Source organism: Microbacterium sp. PRC9 (assembly GCF_031844125.1).
GTDB lineage: Bacteria > Actinomycetota > Actinomycetes > Actinomycetales > Microbacteriaceae > Microbacterium.
The window spans coordinates 483501-506509 of record NZ_JAUZUR010000001.1; the positions used below are offsets into that span (position 1 = coordinate 483501).

Annotated in this window: 16 protein-coding genes; 4 read left to right on the plus strand and 12 right to left on the minus strand. The window is 71.4% G+C overall.

Features of this window, described 5'->3' with window-relative positions; translation table 11 throughout:
* Positions 1-29: 29 nt before the first annotated feature.
* The 5 genes from Q9R33_RS02090 to Q9R33_RS02110 all read right to left on the minus strand — a co-directional run bounded on the left by Q9R33_RS02090 (position 30) and on the right by Q9R33_RS02110 (position 10032).
* On the minus strand, positions 30-4559 hold the full coding sequence (locus Q9R33_RS02090) for an FtsK/SpoIIIE domain-containing protein (protein WP_311292696.1): 4530 nt from the start codon (positions 4557-4559) through the stop codon (positions 30-32).
* Positions 4560-4579: 20 nt separating this feature from the next.
* A complete protein-coding gene (locus Q9R33_RS02095) occupies positions 4580-5938 on the minus strand; it encodes an RDD family protein (protein WP_311292697.1) in 1359 nt (452 codons plus the stop codon).
* A gap of 132 nt (positions 5939-6070) precedes the next feature.
* Positions 6071-7675 carry a bifunctional phosphoribosylaminoimidazolecarboxamide formyltransferase/IMP cyclohydrolase gene (gene purH / locus Q9R33_RS02100; protein WP_311292698.1) on the minus strand — a complete coding sequence of 535 codons (1605 nt, stop codon included), beginning with the start codon at positions 7673-7675 and terminating at the stop codon, positions 6071-6073.
* 26 nt (positions 7676-7701) lie between these two features.
* On the minus strand, positions 7702-8304 hold the full coding sequence (gene purN, locus Q9R33_RS02105) for a phosphoribosylglycinamide formyltransferase (protein ID WP_056370832.1): 603 nt from the start codon (positions 8302-8304) through the stop codon (positions 7702-7704).
* Between the two features lie 9 nt (positions 8305-8313).
* Entirely contained in the window at positions 8314-10032 is a 1719-nt protein-coding gene (locus Q9R33_RS02110) for a DUF6350 family protein (RefSeq protein ID WP_311292699.1), read from the minus strand.
* A gap of 128 nt (positions 10033-10160) precedes the next feature.
* Between Q9R33_RS02110 and Q9R33_RS02115 the strand changes: the two genes are divergently transcribed.
* Positions 10161-11645: an NCS2 family permease gene (locus Q9R33_RS02115; protein WP_056370835.1), complete on the plus strand. Its 1485-nt coding sequence runs from the start codon at positions 10161-10163 to the stop codon at positions 11643-11645.
* A gap of 235 nt (positions 11646-11880) precedes the next feature.
* On the opposite strand, the gene Q9R33_RS02120 is transcribed toward Q9R33_RS02115, so the two are convergent.
* From Q9R33_RS02120 to Q9R33_RS02135, 4 genes are all read right to left on the minus strand, one after another.
* Positions 11881-12624: an SUMF1/EgtB/PvdO family nonheme iron enzyme gene (locus Q9R33_RS02120; protein ID WP_311292700.1), complete on the minus strand. Its 744-nt coding sequence runs from the start codon at positions 12622-12624 to the stop codon at positions 11881-11883.
* Positions 12625-12661: 37 nt separating this feature from the next.
* Positions 12662-14230, minus strand: coding sequence for a polysaccharide deacetylase family protein (locus Q9R33_RS02125; RefSeq protein WP_311292702.1), 1569 nt, complete (start codon positions 14228-14230; stop codon positions 12662-12664).
* A complete protein-coding gene (locus Q9R33_RS02130) occupies positions 14227-14751 on the minus strand; it encodes a hypothetical protein (protein WP_311292703.1) in 525 nt (174 codons plus the stop codon). Before Q9R33_RS02130 ends, Q9R33_RS02125 begins: the two co-directional genes overlap by 4 nt.
* Before the next feature lie 76 nt (positions 14752-14827).
* Positions 14828-15268 (minus strand): nitroreductase family deazaflavin-dependent oxidoreductase, encoded by a 441-nt coding sequence (locus tag Q9R33_RS02135; RefSeq protein WP_056370842.1) that lies wholly within the window; start codon positions 15266-15268, stop codon positions 14828-14830.
* 59 nt (positions 15269-15327) lie between these two features.
* Here Q9R33_RS02135 and Q9R33_RS02140 point away from each other — a divergent pair, with 59 nt between their 5' ends.
* Positions 15328-15561 carry a tautomerase family protein gene (locus Q9R33_RS02140; protein ID WP_311292704.1) on the plus strand — a complete coding sequence of 78 codons (234 nt, stop codon included), beginning with the start codon at positions 15328-15330 and terminating at the stop codon, positions 15559-15561.
* A gap of 60 nt (positions 15562-15621) precedes the next feature.
* On the opposite strand, the gene sucD is transcribed toward Q9R33_RS02140, so the two are convergent.
* The 3 genes from sucD to Q9R33_RS02155 all read right to left on the minus strand — a co-directional run bounded on the left by sucD (position 15622) and on the right by Q9R33_RS02155 (position 19402).
* Positions 15622-16524: a succinate--CoA ligase subunit alpha gene (gene sucD / locus Q9R33_RS02145; protein ID WP_056370846.1), complete on the minus strand. Its 903-nt coding sequence runs from the start codon at positions 16522-16524 to the stop codon at positions 15622-15624.
* 33 nt (positions 16525-16557) lie between these two features.
* Positions 16558-17721, minus strand: a complete 1164-nt coding sequence (gene sucC, locus Q9R33_RS02150) for an ADP-forming succinate--CoA ligase subunit beta (RefSeq protein ID WP_056370848.1) — start codon at positions 17719-17721, stop codon at positions 16558-16560.
* A gap of 88 nt (positions 17722-17809) precedes the next feature.
* Positions 17810-19402, minus strand: a complete 1593-nt coding sequence (locus Q9R33_RS02155) for an FAD-dependent oxidoreductase (RefSeq protein WP_311292705.1) — start codon at positions 19400-19402, stop codon at positions 17810-17812.
* Between the two features lie 123 nt (positions 19403-19525).
* Here Q9R33_RS02155 and Q9R33_RS02160 point away from each other — a divergent pair, with 123 nt between their 5' ends.
* Together Q9R33_RS02160 and Q9R33_RS02165 are read left to right on the plus strand one after the other, a co-directional pair.
* Positions 19526-20215: a TetR family transcriptional regulator gene (locus Q9R33_RS02160; RefSeq protein WP_311292706.1), complete on the plus strand. Its 690-nt coding sequence runs from the start codon at positions 19526-19528 to the stop codon at positions 20213-20215.
* Between the two features lie 63 nt (positions 20216-20278).
* On the plus strand, positions 20279-22999 hold the full coding sequence (locus Q9R33_RS02165) for a cation-translocating P-type ATPase (protein ID WP_311292707.1): 2721 nt from the start codon (positions 20279-20281) through the stop codon (positions 22997-22999).
* Positions 23000-23009: the final 10 nt, after the last annotated feature.

Consider the following 23009-nt stretch of genomic DNA (forward strand, 5'->3'; position numbering starts at 1 on the left):
CATTCCCCATGCCCGGGTGCCGCCCCGCGTCAGTGCTGCGGGGCCGTCTGCGGGACGGGCAGGACGGATGCCTCGACCAGCGGCAGCTGCACCGTGACCTGGCGTCCCGCCTGCACGAAGATGCCGCGTCCGTCGGGGAAGTCCGACCTCTTGACCTTCGGGAACGGCACCTTGAACACCGCGTCGCCGTCGAAGGCGTCGGGCTTGATGATGATGCCCTTGCGGCCGCCCTTGAAGTCGCCCACCAGGCCGAAGCCGCTGGTGACCTGCGTGACGTCGGCGTCGCCGATGAGCAGGTGCTCGCTGCGGTTGACCGCCTGGAACAGGGCCTTGAGGGGGCGCTCCGCCGGTGAGTCGGCGAACTGCGGCACGTCTTCGATCACGATCATGAGCCGCGCGTCGATGGACTCGTCGGCGACGAGCTCGGCGAGTTCGGTCGCGAGGTCCTTCGCCTCGTCGGGCGTCGTGGCGCTGCGCATCCAGGGAGCGAACTCCTTCAGCTGCGAGCGCCGGCCGCCGAAGTGGAACAGCCGCACCGTCGGGTCGAAGCGCACCATCGAGGTGACGAGGGCCTTCATCGCGTTGGTCTTGCCCGCCGAGGGCGGCCCCGCGACGACGAAGGTGCCCACCGGATCGAACTCGCGGGCCGCGAGCGTGTCTTCGGCGATGCCGAGCACCGGGAACTCGCCGATGCGATCCGGCAGCGCCTGCCAGGCGAGCCGTGTCGGCAGCGAGCCGATCTCGTCCACTTCTCGCGCGCCGTTCGCGCGAAGCTCCTCGGCCCACTGGCCCAGGAGCTTCGTCTGCTCGGCAACGTTCGGCGTGCCGCCGAGCACCGCGATCTGGGTCTCGAAGCCGTCGACGATGGCCCGGCCCGGCGCGGAGCGCTCGTCGAGCACGTCCTTCGGCGCGTTCAGCAGCGCGTAGGCGTTCTCGTCCGAGAGGCGCAGCACGACGCGGCGCGACACGTTCGAGCTGATCGCGGTGGGCACCGACCCGGAACGGTCGGCGGTCGCGACGACGTGCACGCCCAGCGGGCGGCCCTCGCCGAGGATGCGCATGAACGCCTGATAGAACGGCATCCGCGCGGTCGTCGACTCCCATTCGGCGCGGAACTGCGGGAGGCCGTCGAGGAGCACGATGATGCGCGCCTCGTCGCGCCCGGTGAGCTCGCGGTATTCCGCGATGCTCGAGGCATTGGCCGCGCTGAACCGCTTGCCGCGGTCGTCGAGGATGCCGCCCAGCGAGCGCATGATCCGCTGCACCCGCTCGGCGTCGTCGCCGGGGATGATCGAGCCGACGTGCGGCAGCACCTCGAGGCTCTTGAGGGCGCCGGCGCCGAAGTCCAGGCCGTAGACGGCGATGTTCTCGGCACGTCGGCCCATCGCCGCGGCGATCGCGACGGTGCGCAGCACGGTGGACTTGCCCGACCCGCTCGTGCCGTACACCAGGAGCGAGCCGTCGCGGTCGGGCTCGAAGTACACCGGCTCCTGCAGCTGGCGTTCCGGCACATCGCGCTTGCCGAGCAGGATGAAGCCGGGGCGCCCGGCCCGCAGCCGGCGGAGGTCGACGGTGGTCTCGAGGTCGTCGAGCCACGGGCGCCTCGGCGCCGGGATCCGCGCCGCCTCGGCGGCGGCGACCAGCGTCGCGACGATGCGCTTCTGGTCGTTGGGCCCGGGATCGACATCATGCGATTCGGATTCGCCCGAGTCCGGCAGCTCCCACCGCTGCACCGAGCCGAACCGCAGTTGCGCGACGCCCACGTCGGCGGCGGGCGCCTCGTCGGTGCTCCAGCCACCCGCGTAGGCGGACTGGAACGGGACGAGCCGGCCCGGGCCGGTCTTGGCGATGCCGCGGCCGGGGATGCCCGGGTCGAAGCGCGCAGCCACGGGGTCGTCGACGACGTCCTTCGAGTCCGACTCGTCGGCCATGCGCAGCGCGACGCGGAGGTTGGTGTTGGCGCGCAGGTTGTCTTTGATGACGCCCGCCGGCCGCTGCGTGGCCATGATCAGGTGGATCCCCAGGGAGCGGCCGCGCTGCGCGATGTCGACGACACCGTCCACGAACTCGGGCACCTCCCCCGCGAGCGCCGCGAACTCGTCGATGACGAGCACGAGGGCGGGCGGCGTGTCGGGGTCGCGCCGCTTCTCCAGCTCGAGCAGGTCCTTGGCCTTCTTGCGGTTGAAGAGGTGCTCGCGGTGGTGCAGCTCGGCGCGCAGGCTGGTGAGCGCGCGTCGTACGAGGTGCGGGCTCAGGTCGGTGACGAGGCCGACCGTGTGCGGAAGCTCGACGCAGTCGGCGAAGGCGGAGCCGCCCTTGTAGTCGACGAACAGGAACGTGACGCGGTCGGGGCTGTGGGCGGCGGCCATGCCGAGCACCCACGCCTGGAGGAACTCGGACTTGCCGGCGCCGGTGGTGCCGCCGACGAGGGCGTGCGGTCCCTGCGTCCGCAGATCGAGGGCCATCGCGTCCGTGGCTCCCTGGCCGACGATCGCGCGGAGGGTGCCGGCCTTCTTCAGGCGTGGCAGAACCGCGCCCGAGCGGTCGATGATCGTGTTGTTCTCGCGCCAGCGCTCCACGGCGGAGCCGGGATCCACGGCGAGCTCGGTGCCGACGAGCGAAAGGAACATGACCGAGTTCGGGATGTCGGACGAGTCCTCCACGACCGTGCTCGAGTCGACGACCGGGGCGAGCCGCTTGGCCAGCACCGTCATCAGCTCGTTCGACACGCCCTCGACCGCGGTCTCCGGATAGTCCACGCCGCTGCGGACCGTGCCCGCGTGGCCGTGATCGAGACCCCGGGATACGTCGATGAAGCTGCGGCAGACGGCGGGGAGCGCCTCGACGACGGGCGCCACGAACAGGCCGTAGACGCCGACGTCGGCGCCGCGCTCGAGCACCTGCGTGAGGCGCGCGCGATCCACCGGGGCGTCGGCGGTGACGATGACGAGCACCGCCGTCTGGCCGGGGAACGTGGCCTCCTCCGCGGCGCGCCGCACGTCGGTGCCGTAGCGCATCGGGTCCCACTCGTCATCCAGCGGCAGGCGAGGTGACGAGGCGGCCTTGGAGCGCTGCATGACGAGCTCCTCGAGGCCCGACAGCAGCGCGGCGCCGGTCGACGCCGAATCCGACAGCGGCATCTCGCGGAAGGGACTGCGCTCGCTGGAGGTGTGCGGAAGCCACTTGAGCCACTCGAGCTGCGTCGCCCATCGCGGTTCGGTGAGCGCGATCGCGACCAGTTCGTTGGGCGAGTGGAGGCCGAACAGCTGGACGCAGAGGCCCCGCAGGGCGTCGGCGGCTTCCCGCTCGCCTCCTGCGACGCCGATCACCCCGACGCTCTGCAGCGACTCGAGCACCGGCACGCCGTCGATCGTGCGGTAGCGATCCCGCAGCCGGTCGACGCGGTCGACGAACTCCTGCAGCGCCTCGGGCGATTCGGTTCTCTTCACCGTCGTGCGCGACGGGGCCTCGGCGGTGCCCAGGCGCACCGACAGGAAGTTCCAGTGCTCGGGTCGGCGGGTCCAGAGCATCGGGCCGAGCCGCATCGCCTCGTCGAAGACGACGGCCACCGGCGGCACCTCGGCGTTGCGGATCTCGCGCTCGCGCGGCCGCTCGCGATAGAGGTTCTCTTCGAGCTCCTCGAATGTGCGCTCGAAGATCTCGGTCTCTTTGCGGGCGCGCTGGCCGACCTGCGTGCGCTGGGAGATGAAGTTGCCGAGGAGCATGAGCGGCGACATCACCACGACCAGGAGCGAGCGAGGGTTGCCGTTCATCGCGAACAGCGCCATGCCGAGGATGAGAGGCGCGACCAGCATCGGCCACGGGAACAGCCGCGAGATCGGGTCCTTCGGCATCCGCGGCTCGGGCAGCTCCTCGCCCACGTACCGCGGCTCCACGCGCGGGCTGCGGTTGAACAGGAGCGAGCCGCCCCGCTCGAGGACGGGATCCTGTTCCACCGGCGCGAAGTCCTGCACCATGCGGACGACGACGTCCGTGTCGCCGAGCGAGAACCGCTGGCCGGGGATGACGCGGAGGCGCTGCACGAGGCCGCCGTCGACGACGATGCCGTTCGCCGAGTTCAGGTCGACCAGTTCGACAGACGCGCCGACCTCGACGCGTGCGTGCGACTTGGAGATGAGGGGATCCGGGAGGACGATGTCGTTGCCCGCGACGCGGCCGATGGTGAACTGACCGCGCGGCAGCGGGAACTCGCGGCCGACGAGCGGACCGCCGACGATCGAGAGGATGGCGGCGGGCGGGCCCCCGTTCGTCCGCGTCGAGACGTACTCCTCACCGAGATTGACGATCGACGCGACGAAGCCCGAGCCCACCGCCGCGTCGCTGATGAGCGTCTCGGGCGAGAGCATCGTGAACGTCGACGACGTCGGAGGCGCCACCTTGAGCGTCAGCACGTCACGCGGTGACGCGATGGTCTCGCGCGCCGGATCGGTCTCGACGATGTGCCTCGCGACGTCCTGCACGGTCGCCGTGGTGTCGGCGGTGACCACGATGTCGATGTGCTGGGCGTTCCGGCGCTGCAGGGTGAGTCTGAGTCTCATGGGTTCCTCGCTGTGCTGCCTCAGCCGATGCGGACGCGGGCGCGCCGTTCGCCGAGCAGCAGGGTGTCTCCGGAGCGGACCGCGATGCCCTGGCCGGGCGGAAGGGCGTGCTCGACGCCGTCGCGGATCACCGCGCTCCCGTTGGTCGACGCACGGTCGATCGCGATGATGCTGCCATCCGTGCGCAGGAGCGCCAGGTGGGTCTTCGAGATGGATTTCGACGGGTCGTCCAGGGGAACGAGCGCGAGACCGGCGTCCCCTGGCCCAGCCGCCGGATCGCGGCCGATCAGGATGCCGGACCCGGCGAGCGCGATGCGGGCGCCGTTGTCGAACTCGAGGACGACGCCCGGCGTCGCAGGGTCGGCCGGCGACGACTGTCGCGCCGGCGTTGCGGGCGCGTCCGGGGGGCCTGCGAGAGCCGGCGCGGGCGCGGGGCTCGCGTCGGGCAGCAGCCGGGGCGGCGTCCACGGGATCCCCGGGCCGGAGGAGGGCGCCGTGGGCGCGATGGCCGCCGGCGCGGCACCGGCCGGCGTCACGGCGGCAGGCGCGGGCGCAGGCGCGGGCGCCGAAGCGGACGCGGGGGACGCGGCATCCGTCCCGCTCGCCTCGGCGGTCGCCGCGTACGCGTCGGTACGCGGCGCACCCACGACTCCCCCGCTGCTGCGGGTGACAGGAATGTAGGCGCCCGTGCCGGGGGGCGTCGCCGAGGTGGCGAGGGAGCGCAGCTCGCTGCGGTCGTCCGCGAGGTCGGTGGCGGCGGTCTTGCGGGCGATGCGCATGCGCTTGACGTCGTAAGGGTTGAGCCCGTCACGCGCGTCGACGAACCACGTCGCGCCGGCGAGGTCTGCCCAGCCGCGGCCCCGTCGCTCGGGGTCGAACAGCGGCGAACACGCGATGACGAGCACCGGGCCCACCAGCGGCACGAGGAAGCTGCCGTACAGCACGAGATAGCGCAGGACCGCGCCCCGCCAGAAGCCCGGGCGCTCGAGCGTGCGAACGTTGACCGATCGGATCCCGGTCGCCGCCTTGCCGACGGTGACGCCCTTGCGCCCGTGCAGCACGAGCTGCACCACGACGAACGCGGTCGTCAGCGCCGCCGATGCCGCCCCGCACGCGATGACCAGGCCGAGCCGGCCGGTGTCCGCGAGCGCCGCCGCGGCGTCCGGCGACGCCGTCGCGCTCAGGAGCGCAGGAAGGGTGATGAGGAGGACCGGGAGCTGGAGCACCAGCAGGATGCCGAGCTCGATCGACGTGGAGAGCACGCGCCGCCCGAACGGCGCCCTGCGCAGCCCGAGTGTCGCGGCGTACTCCGGCATCGGCCGGCCACGCCCGTCGAGTCCCTCGACGGCACGCGCCGAGTCGTCGATCTCCCAAATCACGGGTCCTCCTGGCGAACGCTCCGCATCGACCCTATCCGGACGATCGTGCCCCTCCCGACGAGAACCAGGACATGGGGAAACAGCCCCATGTCCTGGTCGATCGGCAGGTCGGCGCCTCCGGGGTGAGATGCGTCAGTGGAAGAAGTGGCGCTCGTTCGTGAAGAACATCGTCACGTTCGCGGCCTTCGCCGCGGCGATGACCTCCTCGTCGCGCACCGAGCCGCCGGGCTGGATGATCGCAGAGATGCCGGCATCGAGCAGGATCTGGGGGCCGTCCGCGAAGGGGAAGAACGCGTCGGATGCTGCCACCGACCCGGCGGCGCGGTCACCGGCGCGCTCGACCGCGAGGCGGCACGAGTCGACGCGGTTGACCTGGCCCATGCCGATGCCGACCGTCGCCGAGTTCTTGGCGAGGACGATGGCGTTCGACTTGACCGCACGGCAGGCCTTCCACGCGAAGATGAGGTTGGTCATCTCCTCGTCGGCCGGACGCTCGCCCGACACGAGCTGCCAGTCCTTCGCGACGGACTCGATGTCGTCGGGGAAGCGGTCGGCGTCCTGCAGCAGCAGACCACCCGAGACCAGGCGCACGTCCAGGCGCTCCTGCTGCCAGTCGGCGGGCAGCTGCAGCAGACGCAGGTTCTTCTTCGCCTTGAAGACCTCGAGCGCCGCCGGCTCGAACGACGGCGCGACGATGACCTCGGTGAAGATGTCCTTGAGGTTCTCGGCCATCTTGAGGGTCACGGTGCCGTTGGCGGCGATCACGCCGCCGTACGCCGACACGGGGTCGCACTCATGGGCGCGCAGGTGCGCGCTCGCGATGGGGTCGAGCGCGTTGGGCGCCGTCACCGCGATGCCGCAGGGGTTCGCGTGCTTGATGATCGCGACGGCGGGCTTGACCATGTCGAAGGCGGCGCGCAGGGCGGCGTCGGCGTCGACGTAGTTGTTGTACGACATCTCCTTGCCCTGGAGCTGGATCGCCTGGGCGATGCCGTGGCCGCCGTTGCGGGTGTAGATCGCCGCGCGCTGGTGCGAGTTCTCGCCGTAGCGGAGGGTCGCGAGGCGCTCGGCCTTGATCGTGAGGTGCGCCGGCAGATCCGCTTCGAGGAGCGTGCCCTCGGTGAACCAGGTCGCGACCGCGCGATCGTACTCGGCGGTGTGCGCGAAGGCACGGGCGGCGAGCTCGCGGCGCTGCACCAGCGTCGTGCCGCCGGCGCCGATCGCCTCGATGACCGCCGGGTACGACGAGGGCGAGACGACGATCGCCACGTTGGCGTAGTTCTTCGCCGACGCGCGCACCATGGCGGGGCCGCCGATGTCGATCTGCTCGACGACGTCGTCGCCCTGCGCGCCGGAGCGCACGGTCTCGACGAACGGGTACAGGTTCACCACGACGAGCTCGAACGGGGCGATGCCGAGTTCGGCCAGCTGACGCTCGTGGTCCTCGAGGCGGAGGTCGGCGAGGAGGCCGGCGTGCACGCTGGGGTGCAGGGTCTTCACGCGGCCGTCGAGCGACTCGGGGAACCCGGTCACGCTCGACACGTCGGTCACGGTGTAGCCGGCCTCACGCAGCAGCGTGGCGGAACCGCCCGTCGAGACGATCTCGACACCCGCGGCGGCGAGCGCCTCGCCGAGGGCCAGCAGGTCGGTCTTGTCGCTCACCGACACGAGTGCGCGGCGCACCGGGACGACATCGCGGGGGCGGTACAGGGCGGGGTCGTGGCTCGGTCCGGCCATGCGGGTCTCCTCGGTGGGGGTGGGGGTCAGAGCTGGGCGCTCGCGGACACCGCCGCGAGGTCGAGGTCGCCGGTCGCGACGCGGCGCACCACGTCGATCAGGAGGCGGCGTTCGACGGGCTTGATGCGCTCGTGCAGGGCGTGCTCGTCGTCGCCGGGGAGCACGGGCACGCGCTCCTGGGCGAGGATCGGCCCCGAGTCGACCCCGTTGTCGACGATGATGACACTGGCCCCGGTCTGCGCGACGTCGGCGGCGAGCGCGTCGCGCACGCCGTGCGCACCGGGGAACTCCGGCAGGTACGCCGGGTGGGTGTTGATGATCCGCGGCGACCACGCGTCGACGAGGTCCGCCGGCAGCAGGCGCATGAGACCGCTCAAGACGACGAGGTCGGGCTGCCACACGTCGAGCTGGGTGCCGAGCTCGGCGCCCCACTCCTCGCGGCTCGCGAACTGCGCGAACGGCACCATGAACGTGGGGATGCCGTACTCCTCGGCGTGCGCGAACCCGTCGGCCTCGCGGTCGGCGCCGACGACGACGATGCGGGCCGGGAACTCGGGATCGGCCGCCGCGTCGAGCAGAGCGCGCAGGTTCGAGCCTGTGCCCGAGATGAGAACAGCGACCGTCAGCACCGGCCTAGTCTAATCGGAACCATCCCTCGCGCCGGGCGGCGCCGACCGCGGGAGCTCGATCGGCTCGGTCGTCGCTTCCGGTGCGACGCCACCGCCGGCGTCCGGCAGCGGCGTCGACCGCGATCCGCTCACGGGAGGGGACGGATGCCGCTCCTCGGCGTCCTCGGCGGGCACCGCGCCCGATCGTCGGGCTGTGAACGCCGCGACCGCGGCGAAGGCCGCAGCCTCCGGAGGTTCGGGGTGCGGCCCGTCGTCCGCCGTCGCCGGATCGACCCCGGCCGCGGCGGACGTGGAGTCGTGCGCGGCCGAGTTCCCACCCCCCGCCGAACGCGGCGAAAGCAGCAGGATCGCCGCGCCGAGCAGCACTTCGAGGCCGACCGCGAGCGCGACGGGCCCGGCATCCGGTCCGAACTCGGCCAGTCGCCCCGGTCCGAGGGACCCCGACGCCGCCCAGGCCAGCAGCGCCGCGGCCCCGCCCGAGAGCAGCGCGATGCCCGCGGTCACGACGAGCCGCGCCCCGATCGGATCCTCCGGCGCATCGACATGCGCGTCGGCGCCCGGCTCCTCCGAGGGCGCCCCCGACAGCAGCCCGCTGAGCGCCGCGGTCTTTCCGGCATCGAAGAGGGACGACGCCGGGCCGGCGGCGGGCGCGGGCTGCAGCTGGGCCCACGCACCCGGAGGCTCCGCGCGGCGCGCCGGCGCCGCGTGGAGGGGGTGTGGGGACCGTTCGCGGAAAGTTCCCCGGGCGTGCAGAAGCCGCGATCGCGCGATCCACCCGGCGAGCGCGCCCAGCGCGATCGGCAGCAGGGCGAGCAGCAGCAGCCACGACGTCGTCGATTCGGGGACGGCGCCGAGTGCCGGGAGACCCGGGATGACGCCGACCTGGGTTCCTGCGGGCGAGACCGCCGTGCCCGTGCCGACGGCGAAGCCGGGTCCGGCGACGAAGCTCATCCCCCACACCGCGAGCGTCGGCACGTAGGCGAGCTGGGCGAGCGTGATGACCGTGGCGCCGATGGGGTCGACGTCGCCCGCCTGGAAGAGCGCAACGATCTGCCCCGCGCGGGCGAACAGGGCGACGGCGGCCACCGCGGCACCGACGCCGACGAGCCCGAGCACGACGACGGCGCTCCCGCGCGCGACGAGCGCGGGCACCTCTCCCCAGCCGTGCGGCACCGCCTCGACGCGGTCGCGCAGGCGCGCGATCGCGCCGGAGCCCGCCTCGGACCACTCCGTCACGACCGCCGCGACGAGGGCGGGCAGGGCGAACACGAGCGTCGGCACGAGGATGGCCTGCCACGTCTCGGCGCGCGCGACGTCGTTGGCACCGGTCAGCGCCGCACCGGTCGTCACGAGCGCGAACACGGCGCTCGAGGTGAGCACGCCGGTGAGCCACGCGTCGGCGTGCGAGGCACGGGCACCGGAGCGGGCGGCGAAGATGGCCGTGAACCCGGCGAAGGCCAGCGGGGCGAGCGAGAGGACGAACGATGCCGCGCCCGCGTCGATCCCCGTCGCGGCGAGGTAGTCCGGCGGCAGCGTGATGGTGAGCGGCACGAGGTTGCCGAGCTGCCACACCGACACCGCCGACGGCCACAGCACGCCCCAGTCCGCACCGCCGCCGAATCCGAACACCCACAGCAGCGTGAGCGGAGCGAGGGTCACGGCAAGGCCGACGGCCGCCGCGATGACGGCGTCGACGGAGGCGAGAAGGGCGACGATGAGGCGATGCATGCGCCATCGACCCTACTTCGGTGCACCGCCCCGGCCGGGGCACCCGCGCGCGGGGCCCCGGCATCCGTCCAGCGAATCCTCAGGTTGGGGCGGGAGCGACTAACGTTTCACCTCGGAGGTCCCCCCACATGAGCACAGCCGAGTCCACGGCACCCAACGCCCCCGACGAGACCGAGAACGCCGAGACCCCGGAGCCGAAGAACGGCTTCGACAGGTTCTTCGAGATCACCAAGCGCGGATCGACGATCCCCGCCGAGATCCGCGGCGGTGTCGTCACGTTCGTCACGATGGCGTACATCGTCATCCTGAACCCGATCATCCTGTCCAGCGGCACGGACGTCGCCGGTGACACCCTCGGTTTCACGCAGGTCGCCGCGACCACCGCGCTCACCGCCGGTGTGATGACGGTGCTGTTCGGTCTGGTCACCCGCCTGCCCTTCGCGTTCGCGGCGGGCCTCGGCATCAACTCGTTCCTCGCCGTCTCGGTCGTCGGGCAGGTGACGTGGCCCGAGGCGATGGGGCTCGTCGTCATCAACGGTCTGATCATCGTGCTCCTCGCGGCGACGGGCCTGCGGCGAATGATCTTCGACGCCGTGCCGATCCAGCTGAAGCTCGCCATCACGGTCGGCATCGGCCTCTTCATCGCGTTCATCGGCTTCGTCGACGCCGGCTTCGTCACGGCGACGGGCGCGTCCTCTCCCCCGGTCGGCCTCGGCGTGAACGGCTCGGTCGCGACCGTGCCGACGCTCATCTTCGTCTTCACCCTGCTGCTGACCGGCATCCTGGTCGCCCGCAAGGTCAAGGGCGGCATCCTCATCGGCCTCGTGACCGGAACGGTCGTCGCGGTGATCGTCGAGGCGATCTGGAACATCGGCCCGAAGTTCTCCGGCGACGACGTCAACCCCGGCGGGTGGGGCCTGTCGGTCCCCGAGCTGCCTTCGTCGCTCGTGAGCGTGCCCGACCTGTCGCTCGTCGGCCAGGTGTCGTTCGGCTCGTTCGAGCGCATCGGCGTGCTCGCGGCGCTGATGCTCGTCTTCACGCTCGTCTTCACCAACTTCTTCGACGCCATGGGCACCATGACCGGTCTGTCCAAGGAGGCCGGCCTCGCGAACGAGAAGGGCGACTTCCCGCGCATCAAGTCGGCGCTCATCGTCGAGGGTGTCGGCGCCGTCGCGGGCGGTTTCACGTCCAGCTCCTCGAACACGGTGTTCATCGAGTCGGGCGCGGGCATCGGCGAGGGCGCTCGCACGGGCCTCGCGAACGTCGTGACGGGCGGCCTCTTCCTCGTCGCCATGTTCTTCACGCCGCTCGTGTCGATCGTGCCCACCGAGGTCGCAGCGTCGGCCCTGGTCATCGTCGGTGCGCTGATGATGTCGCAGATCCGCTTCATCGACTTCTCGGACTTCTCGATCCTGCTCCCGGTGTTCCTCGCCGTCACGGTCATGCCGCTCACGTACTCGATCGCGAACGGCATCGGCGCGGGCTTCATCTCCTGGGTCGTCGTCCGGTCGCTGTCGGGCAAGGCCCGCGAGATCAGCCCGCTGCTGTGGATCGTCGCCGCCGGCTTCGTGCTCTACTTCGCGCGCGGACCGCTGGAGACCCTGCTCGGCTAGCCACACCTCGAAGGGAATGGTCCCCACTCCCCCTCCAGACGCCGCTGGCGCGTCGCCCGGAGCCTCTGGGGGCGGGCCCCAGCTGGGGCCCGCGGCATCCATCCCCTTCGGCGTCTCCGGGGTCGAAGTCGCCGGGTTCGGGGCGCGTTCTCTCCGTTGGGGCGCAGGAAGCGCGCCCCGACGGAGGAACGACGCCCCAATCCCCGGTGGACACTCCAGGGCCGGGCACCGGGGATCAGCGCAGCGGGGTCCAGCCGGGAGGTGTCGGACCGTCGTCGGCGGCGCGCTCGGCGTCGGCGCGGGCCGACCAGCCCTGTGCGGCATCTGCGCCGTCGAATCCGCCGCGTGCCACGCGGAAGCCGACGTCGTCGTGGTGCATGCGCGGGGCGCCGCCCCGGCGGGTCGAGGCGCGCACGCTCCACGCGTCGTCGGCGAACCCGCCGCCCCGGAACACGCGGTAGTCGGCGTAGCGGGCCGGGTCGAGCAGGTCCCAGGTCCACTCCCACACGTTGCCGAGGGTGTCGAACAGGCCGTTCAGGTTGGGGAGCTTGCCGCCGACGTTCTGCGCAGCGGTCACGCCGTCGGCGCTCGTCCACGCGACCTCGGCGAGGAGGCCGTAGTGCGGTCCCGTGGAGCCTGCGCGGCAGGCGTGCTCCCACTCGGCCTCGGTGGGAAGGCGGAAGCCGTCGGAGTCGACGTGCCAGGTGACGTCCTCGCCGTCGAACGAGTACGCCGGGTCGAGCCCTTCCCACTCCGACGCCGCGTTGCAGAACCGGATCGCGCGCAGCCAGCTGACGTCGGTCGCGGGGCGGCGCGGGTGCGACGCCGGCTCGCCGAGCAGTTCGGCGAGCTGCGCCTGCGTGACGGCATACACGCCGATGTCGTAGGGCTTGAGTTCGACGCTCCAGCGTGCCTTGCGCCGGGCGTCGTGCAGGGTGACCGCTCCGCCGGCGATGCGGGCGAGTTCGATGTCGGTCACCGCGGAAGTATCCCACGCACCGGTGGGAGCAGCACGCTCAGGGGGCGCGACGCCAGGAGCCCGACGTCGGCAGCTCCCCACCGAACAGCTGCCGCACGGTGACGAGCTGGAACCCCCGGTCGAGGAGCCCGTCCAGGACGGCGCCCGCGGTGCGCGCCGTGACCGCATGGACGTCGTGCAGCAGGACGATCGACCCGGCGCGCGGCTGTTCGACGGCGCGTGCGATCAGCACGTCGTCAGCGGGGCCCTGCCAGTCGAGGGTGTCGATGTCCCAGAGGATCGCCGGCATACCCGCTGCGGCGAGCACCCGCGGTGTGAACTCGCCGTACGGCGGACGGAACACGGTGATGTCCTGCCCGGACACCGCCTCGAGCGCGCGCGTGGAGTCGACGACCTGGGCGGTGACCTGGGTGTCCGTCAGCTGGGGCAGGTGCGGGTGGTTCCACGTGTGACCCTCGACTTCGTGCCCCTCCCTCGCCATGCGGGCGAGCGTGTCGGCGTAGCCCTGCGCGTTCTGGCCCATCGCGAAGAACGTCGCCGCGGCGTCGCGAGCCGCCAGTTCGTCGAGGATGCCGGGCGTGTACGACGACGGACCGTCGTCATAGGTGAGTGCGACGCAGGGCACGAGGTCGCAGTCGACGGCGCGGGCTCCCGCGGGCGCCGCGACGGGTCCGGTGTAGGGCTGGCCGGAGGAGGCCAGCACGCGCGCGCCGAGCGGCGAGACCAGGTCGGCCGCGACCTCGGCCGGAATGGCGAACTCGATGGGCTCGGTCGTCGCAGGCGCGCCCAGCCCGGCCAGGTCCGGTGCGGTGAAGCCCGGTGCGAGGGTGATCACGAGGCCTTCGTCGGACGGCACGGTCGAGCCCAGCGCGGCCTGGATCGCCGCGATCTGGGTCTCATCGCCCACGACGACCGGGCGGTGGCTGAGTGCGCCCGCGTCACGCCGGAGCGCCTCGACGATGTGCGCGCCGAGCGCCGCGGCCGCATGCTCGGTCCACAGACCGTCGGCCGCAGCCGTCTCACCGGTCGCGAGATCGGTGTACAGCGTTGTCGTCGCATCGAAGCGCACGCCGGCCGGGTCTGCGCTGACCACTCGGACGCGCTCGCCCACGATCGTCCCGCCCGCGGCGACGATGCCGCACACGACGGCGGTCCCCGACCCGCCCACCGGCCCGAACGCGGGATCGGCGAGGAGCTCCGCGGCCGGGCGCCGCGTGCTGCCGGAAGCGCAGCGCCGATCCCCGAGGCCGGACCCGACGGCCGAAGGCGCCGGCACGAACGCCGTCCCAGATGCGACCACGCGGTCCGCGATCGCGCCGCGGACGAACTGCTCCACCTGGGCGTTGAACGCGCCGGTGGTGGCGCCGGCCGGCAGGAGGGCGACGCGGGCCTGGAGGCCGACGGCGTCGTTGCGCACGCGCAAAGGGACGATGCCCGCGCCCAGCGGCCCGTCCGCGGCGGCGGAGATCTCGGGAACCGGATCCGTCGCGTGCACGACCTCGGGTGCCCACGCCGGAAGCTCCCAGCCCTCTTGCGTCGCCGGCGCGCACGCCGACAGCGCGAGGACCGCAGCGGCGAATGCGGCCACCATCCACCGCGCCCTCATCGCCGGATGCCTTCCAGCAGATCGCCGATGGCGGACCGGTAGGCCGCCGGTTCAGCGCCCTCGGCCGGCGAGATCTGCACGGTGACGCGCACGCTCGGGGCCGCGTCCGGTTCGCCCACCCCCGCGACGACCCCGCCGTCGTCGAGGTCGACGTGCACCGCGGTGAGGCCGGAGGCGAGCAGCTCCGAACGAGGATCGCCCGCCGCGGCGGCGACGACGTCGCCGGGCCTCTCGTCGACCGACTCGAGGCTCGCGCGCAGCGCGCCGTCGGGTGTGCGCACCGTGATCGCGTCCTCCGAGTGGCGCGTGACCACCCAGTCGGCAGTCACGACGACCGAGGCGTCACCGAGGTCGGTCGGGTCGCTCCCATCGGAGACCTCGCTCGAGAGGTTCGCGATCGTCGGCGGGACGGCGACGAAGGCGGCGACGGCCACCGCCGCCAGCACGAGGGCAGCGGCCGCGCAGGCGAGCGCGATCTCCCACCTCCGCGCGGTGGATCCGACGCGTGCGTCCCCGGACACGGCCACCCCCTCGACGGGGCCGAGTCTAGGAGCGGTCTCGGGGCGGACCGCTCAGGAACGCCTCAGTTTCGCGAGATCAGTGCTCGTGGGGCTCGAGCACGAAGATCGCGATCTGCCGGTCGGTGCGCTTCTGATAGTCGTCGTAGTCGGGCCAGACCGCCGCGGCCCGCTCCCACCATTCGACGCGCTCGTCGCCGGCCAGCTCGCGGGCGATGTAGTCCTGCTTCGCATCGGCGTCCTGCAGCTCGACGTGAGGCTGCCGGCGCATGTTCTCGGCCCACTTGGGCTCGTCGGGTGCGCCGCCCTTGGACGCGACGACGGCGTAGCGCCCGTCGTGCTCGACGCGCATGAGCGCGGTCTTGCGCAGGGCCCCGGACTTGGCGCCGACCGTGGTCAGCACGATGATCGGCACGCCGCGCAGGGTGTTCGCCTTCTCGCCGTTCGACGCTTCGAACACCTCGGCCTGCTTGCGGGCCCAATCGGACGTGGACGGTATGTACTCTCCGGTCAGCGGCATGCCACCAGCGTAAAGCCGCGGCGACACCGGCCGGGTCGCGGGACCCCTATGGTCGAGTCATGCCCAACCTCAGAGTCGAACTCCTTCCCGGACGCACCGTCGACCAGCGACGCCGCTTCGCCGAACTGGTGACCGATGCCGCCGTCGAGGCGCTCGGCGCCCGCCGGCAGGACGTGCGCATCATGTTCGAGGAGGTCGCCGCCGACTTCGTCGCGAACGGCGGCGTCCTCGCCAGCGAAGACGCCGACCGCGCGGGCCAGGTGTCGCGATTCGGCGGTTCCGTCGCCGACTGAAACGACAAGGGACGGATGCTGCAGCTCTTGGCTGCAGCATCCGTCCCTTGGTGAAGCGCCTTACAGGCTCTCGATGATCTCGCGCATGAGGGCGGCGGTCTCGGACGGCGTCTTGCCGACCTTGACGCCGGCGGCCTCGAGGGCCTCCTTCTTCGCCTGCGCGGTGCCCGCCGAACCCGACACGATGGCGCCGGCGTGGCCCATGGTCTTGCCCTCGGGAGCGGTGAAACCGGCGACGTAGCCGACGACCGGCTTAGTGACGTTGGCCTTGATGAAGTCGGCGGCGCGCTCTTCGGCGTCGCCGCCGATCTCGCCGATCATGACGATCGCCTTCGTCTCGGGGTCGGCCTCGAACGCGGCGAGCGCGTCGATGTGCGTGGTGCCGATGATCGGGTCGCCGCCGATGCCGATGGCCGTCGAGAAGCCGATCTCGCGCAGCTCGTACATCATCTGGTAGGTCAGTGTGCCCGACTTCGACACGAGCCCGATCGGGCCCTTGCCGGTGATGTTGGCGGGCGTGATGCCGACCAGCGACTCGCCGGGCGTGATGATGCCGGGGCAGTTCGGGCCGATGATGCGGGTCTTGTTCCCCTTCGACTGCGCGTATGCCCACGCCTCGGCGGTGTCGCCGACGGGCACGCCCTCGGTGATCACGACGAGGAGGGGGATCTCGGCGTCGATGGCCTCGACCATGGCGCTCTTGGTGAAGGCGGGCGGCACGAAGGCGATCGAGACGTCGGCGCCGGTGGCGTCGATGGCCTCCTGCACCGAGGCGAAGACGGGGAGCTCGACGGGGTTGCCGTCGGCGTCGGTGTGCAGCACCGTGGTGCCCGCCTTGCGGGCGTTCACGCCGCCGACGACCTGGGTGCCGGCCTTGAGCATGAGCGCGGTGTGCTTGGTGCCCTCGCCGCCGGTGATGCCCTGGACGATGACCTTGGAGTCCTTGTCAAGAAAGATCGACATTGTTGTTCGGTTCCTCTGTCAGATGTCTGCGGTTCAGGCGTTGGCGAGCTCGGCGGCCTTGTCGGCGCCCTCGTCCATCGTCTCGGCCAGGGTCACGAGCGGGTGGTTGGCGTCGCGCAGGATCGCGCGGCCCTCCTCGACCTTGTTGCCGTCCAGGCGCACGACCAGCGGCTTCGAGGCGGACGAGCCGAGCTCGGCGAGCGCGCCGACGATGCCCTTGGCGACCGCGTCGCACGCGGTGATGCCGCCGAACACGTTGACGAACACGGACTTCACCTGCGGGTCGCCGAGGATGACGTCCAGGCCCGCGGCCATGACCTCGGCCGAGGCGCCGCCGCCGATGTCGAGGAAGTTGGCGGGCTTCACGCCGCCGTGGTTCTCGCCGGCGTAGGCGACGACGTCGAGCGTCGACATCACGAGCCCCGCGCCGTTGCCGATCACGCCGACCTCGCCGTCGAGCTTGACGTAGTTGAGGTCATTGGCCTTGGCCTTCGCCTCGAGCGGGTCGGCGGCGTCCTTGTCTTCGAGGAGCGCATGCCCGGCGTGACGGAAGTCGGCGTTCTCGTCGAGCGAGACCTTGCCGTCGAGGGCGATGATGTCGCCCTCTTCGGTGAGCACGAGCGGGTTGACCTCGACGAGCGTCGCGTCCTCACCCTTGTAGACGCTGTAGAGCTTGACGAAGACGTCGCTCACCTTGTCGACCAGGTCGGCGGAGAAGCCGGCTGCCTCAGCGATCTCGACGGCCTTCGCCTTGTCGATGCCCGTGCCCGGGTTGACGTCGATGCGCGCGAGGGCCTCGGGGCGCTCGACGGCGAGCTCCTCGATCTCCATGCCGCCCTCGACCGACGCGAGCGACAGGTAGGAGCGGTTGGCGCGGTCCAGCAGCACCGAGAAGTAGTACTCCTTGTCGATGCGCGCACCCTGCGCGACCATGACGCGCTTGACGACGTGGCCCTTGATGTCGAGGCCGAGGATGGCCTTCGCGGCCTCGTAGGCCTCATCGGGGGTCTTCGCGACCTTCACGCCGCCGGCCTTGCCGCGACCGCCGGTCTTGACCTGAGCCTTGACGACGACGACACCGCCGATCTTCTCGGCTGCGGCACGCACCTCCTCCGGCGTGTCCGCGACGATGCCGGCGAGCACCGGCACCTCGTACTTCTCGAAAAGGTCTCGTGCCTGGTACTCGTACAGATCCACAGTGATTTCCTTCGCAGGTGGCGAATGGGGGTGGGGACGACGCTCAAAAGCGTCTCGACGTCGAGATATCGACCAGTCCCCCAGCCTACTACCGGTCGATGTCCGGTTCTGACCGCAGCGACTCGCCGGGGTCGTCGTCGAGTTCCTCGCCCGGCACGCGCGGCAGACGGGAAAGGTCCCGGAGCGCGGGCCCTTCGATGCGGCATCCGTCCGCCGTGAACCGCGAGGCGTGCAGCGGGCAATCCCACGTGAGTTCGGCGTCGTTCCACCGCAGCACGCCGCCGAGATGGGTGCAGACGGCGCTCACCGCGCATGTGCGTCCCTCGACCGTGGAGATTCCCACGGGCTGACCGCCTCGGCTGGCGACCACGCCCTCCCCCTCGGCCGGCCGGCGGACGGGAGTCGGCACGGCCTGCGCGCCGATCCATCCCGATGCCGCCTCCCACCCGATGCGCAGGTTCTGCACGCCGCCGCGAGCGAGGTCGGCGGGCACCGTGAACCGCGTGGCGATCACGTTCATCCAGTCCGGGCGCTCGCGCCGTGGCACCCGCGTGATCTCCGCCGTCAGCCGCAGCGCCGCGGCCGGCGCGTTCGAGAGACCCCACTTCGCATAGCCGGTGGCGAACCGGATGCGCCCGAGCCCGCGCGGCATCGCGCCGACGAAGGGGATGAGGTCGTGCGACTCGTAGTCCTGCGCCGACCACGACGCCACCGGCTCCGCGCCGGGGAAGTGATGCTGCGTCCACGCCACGAGCCCGTTCACCGCAGCCAGAGGGGACGGAGAACGCCCCACCGGGAAGCCGTTGCCGCCGACGACGAGCTGCGCCGCGTGTGCCGGGCCGTCGTCCGCGGTGATCGATCGCACCGACTTCGTCTCGCCGTCAACCGCCAGGTAAAGCCCCTCGAGGAGGGGTCCTTCCGTCGCAAACGCGACGCCCGAGGAGCGCAGGCCCCGCACTTTGGCGAAATAGAGCCCCCGGTCGGTGATGGGTGTCGCGGTCGCAAGCACGACGTGGTCCGCGGCGACGAATCCCGCCTCGGTCTCGACACCCGCGCGCGGCACGGCGTGCACCCTGGTCACGCGCACTCCGGTGTGCAGCGTCCCGCCCTCCCGCAGCAGCGCGTGAGTGAGGGCCACGAGCAGTCGCTGCGGATCGATCGCGACCTGACGATCGAGCGCCACCGCGTCGACCATGTCGAACGGCGACTGAGCGAGCAGGTCGGGCTCGACGCGCCGCACCGGCAGTCCCGCCTCGGTGGCGGCGTTCAGCTCGGCCTCGATGGTCGCGACCCCCGCGGGCGTCTGCGCATAGGAGTAGGCAGTGCGGTGCGAATACGACACACGGAGCTCATCGGCGATGCTGGTGAGCCACTGCGCGCCGTCGATGTTGGACTCGACGTAGGCGCGCACAAGGTTCGCCGGGTGGTGGCGGCGCAGCGCCGACAGGACGGACCCCTGCAGCAGCGTCAGCTTGCCGGTGTTCGCGCCCGATGCGAGGCCGCCCACCTCGTCCGCCTCCACCACGGCGACGTCCATGCCCTGACGGGTCAGCAGCAGCGCGGTCGACAGGCCGGTCAGACCGGCGCCGACGACCACGACGTCGCGTCTCCGGCCTGGCTCGAACGGCGTACCCGCGACGCTCTCGGCATCCTGCTTCCAGATCGGCGTCATCGGCGTCATGGCCCTATAGAAGACCTCCGAATCCGCTGTGTCGACCCCGTTGACGCCACGGGACCCGCAGCGGGCGTGGCGCGCGCCGGCATGCCGCGCTCACGGCGGTGCGCGCACTAGGCTCTCCCCGAGATGTCCGACACCGCTGCCGCCTCCGCCGCTCAGGCCGCCTCCCGCGCGGCCGTGGTCGCCGCCGCGCTCGAGCTCTTCGCCGAGCAGGGGTTCGACCAGACCTCGGTGGAGCAGATCGCGCAGGCCGCCGGGGTGTCGCGTTCCACCTTCTTCCGGCAGTTCGGCGGCAAGGACGACGTCGTCTTCACCGACCACGAGCTGCTGCTCGAGCGCCTGCGCGAGTTCCTGGCGCAGCCGCATCGCGATCCGTGGGCGGCCGTGTGCGAGGCATCCGTCTTCGTCTATGCGCACTTCGCGGCCGATCCCGAGCTCGCACGGCGACGCTATGCGGTCGTGCGCGGCGTGCCGGCGCTGCGCGATCGCGAGATCGTGACGGTGTTCCGGTACGAGCGGCTCTTCGACGAGTACCTGCGCGCGTCGCTGCCGGGCCTCGATCCGCTGGACGCCGTCGGCTTCTCGGCGCTCATCACGGCGATCCACAACCACGTGCTGCGCCGGCTCATCCGCGGCCCGAAGAAGGTGCCGGTCTCGGTGCTGCGCACGGCGCTCGACGACGCCCGCCGTCGTTTCGGCGTCCTTCCGGACGGCGAGGCGGATCCTGCCGCCGACCAGGTGGTCGTCGCGGTGTTCCCCCGGTCCATGCCGACCGCGGAAGTGGCCCGTCGACTGCGCGAGCGACTCGACGACTGACTCCGGCGGCGCGCCGACCGGATTCGGTGTCGCAGTGCGACGCCGCGGCGCTATGTTCGAGCCATGAGCACCGTGGACACGTCGCCGGACACGGCGGACAAAGCCCCCTGGTACACACAGGATCCCGATGCGGTGGTCGCCGCCCTGCGCAGCGACCGCGACCGCGGACTGACCGCCGCCGACGCCGCCCAGCGGCTCGCCGCGCACGGTCCGAACTCGATCGCCGCCGAGAAGCCGCCGTCGACGTGGCAGGTCGCTCTGCAGCAGCTCGCGGATCCGATGAACGTGATGCTGGTCGCCGTCGCGATCATCAGCCTTTTCATCAACCAGGTGAGCGTCGGCATCCTCGTGGGCGCGCTCGTCGTGCTGAACATCGTCCTCGGCACGCGGCAGGAGATGAAGGCGAAGGCATCGGTCGACGCCCTCGCCAAGATGCAGATCCCGCAGGCGAAGGTCGTCCGCGACGGGTCGCTCCTGCAGGTCGACGCCACGACCCTGGTGCCGGGCGACGTCGTCGCCCTCGAGGCCGGCGACATCGTCCCCGCCGACGGGCGCATCGTACGCTCGGCGACGCTCGAGACGCAGGAGGCCGCGCTCACGGGTGAGAGCGCGCCGATCCCGAAGGACGCCGGCACCCTCAGCGATCCCGAGACGACCCTGGGCGACCGCACGAACATGGTGTTCCAGAACACCCAGGTGACGCGCGGCACGGCGTCGGTGGTCATCACCGACACGGGCATGCAGACGCAGATGGGCCAGATCGCGTCGATGCTCTCGGCGGTCAAGCCCGCCAAGTCCCCGCTGCAGCGCGAGCTGGACTCGCTCACGGGCGTGCTCGGGTGGATCGCGTGGGGCGCGGTCGCGATCATCATCATCACCGGGCTGCTGCGCGGCCAGGAGATCGCATCGGTGATCCTCCTCGGCATCTCGATGGCGATCTCGGCGATCCCGACGGGCATGCCCTCGTTCGTGCAGGCGATGCTCTCGTACGGCTCGCGCCAGCTCGCCGAGCACAAGGCCGTGGTCAAGAACCTGACGGACGTCGAGACGCTCGGTGCGACGAGCGCCATCAACTCCGACAAGACCGGCACGCTCACGATGAACGAGATGACGGTCGAGTCGCTGTACTACCGCGGCGAGTGGTTCACCGTCGCGGGCTCGGGATACGAGAAGACGGGCGAGGTGCGCCACGTCGCGGGCCTGCCGGTCCCCCAGTTCAACCAGCTCGCGCTCGGACTCACGCTCTGCAGCGACGCGACCGTGTCCGACGACGGTGCGGTGATCGGCGACCCCACGGAGGCCGCGCTCGTCGTGCTCGCCGCGAAGCTCGGCGCCGATGCGGAGCTGACGCGGGCGAAGTTCCCGCGCATCGCCGAGGTGCCGTTCGACTCGGCCTACAAGTTCATGGGCACGTTCCACGAGATCCCGGTGGAAGGCGTCGAGACCCTCGTCGGCTACGTCAAGGGCGGACCCGATGTGGTGCTCGACCGCTGCAGCTCGGTCGCGACGATGGAAGGCGTCGTGCCCATCGCCGACCGCCGTGACGCGATCCTCGAGGCGAACCGCTCGCTCTCCGAGCAGGGCCTGCGCGTCCTCGCGTTCGCGTTCCGCCGATTCGCGCCTGACGCGCCCGTGGCCGACGACCCCATGGCGGCCGTCTCCGACCTCACGTTCGTCGGTCTCGTCGGCATCATCGACCCGCTGCGGCCCTCCTCGAAGGAGGCCGTGCGCATCGCGCGCGAGGCCGGCATCGAGGTCCGCATGATCACCGGCGACCACGCGATCACCGCCGCCGCGATCGGCGCGAAACTCGGGCTGGGTGACGGCGCGGCGAGCGGCGCCGAGATCCAGGCGATGAGCGACGAGGATCTGAAGGCGGCGCTCCCGCGCCTGCACATGTTCGGCCGCGTCACCCCCGAGGACAAGCTGCGTCTGGCCCGCCTCATGCAGGAGGAGGGTGCGGTCGTCGCGATGACCGGCGACGCGGTGAACGACGCCGCCGCGCTCAAGCAGGCCGACATCGGCGTCGCGATGGGCTCCGGCAGCGATGTCACGAAGCAGGCGGGGAAGATGATCCTCGTCGACGACAACTTCGGCACGCTCGTGACGGCCGTCCGGCTCGGCCGGTCGATCTACGAGAAGATCGTCAGCTACGTCCGGTTCCAGATGTCGCAGCTGTTCTCGCTCGTGCTGCTGTTCCTCGTCGCGAGCATCTTCGACATCAACAACGGCGTACCGCTCACGCCGATCATGGTGCTGTTCCTCAACTTCTTCATCGCCATCTTCCCGGTCATCGTGATCCTCCTCGATCCGGTGCCGGACGGCATCATGCTGAAGCCGCCGCGCGACCCGAAGAAGACGATCGCCAACCCGGCGGCGGTGACGCTCTGGTTCGTCTACGGCGGTCTGATCTTCATCACGACGCTCGTCCCACTGCTGCTGTACCCCGACCTGCTCAGCTCGACCGTGCCCAACGTGCCGGTCACGATGGCGTTCGTGGTCTGCGCGCTCGGCTCGATCTTCGGCGGACTCGTCATGCGCCGCGACCCCGAGTCGGGTCTCGCCGCACCGATCATCGACGCGGTGAAGTGGCTGTCGATCCCGCTGGCCCTCACCGTCGTCGCAGTCGAGGTGCCTTTCATGCAGCGCCTCGTCGGCACGATCGGCCTCTCGGGCAACGAGTGGCTCACCGCGCTCGGCCTGGCCCTTCTCGTGCCGGTGCTGATCGAGCTCGAGAAGTGGGTCCGCCGCGCGCGGCTCCGCCGCCGCGCCGCACAGGCCTGACACGGACGCA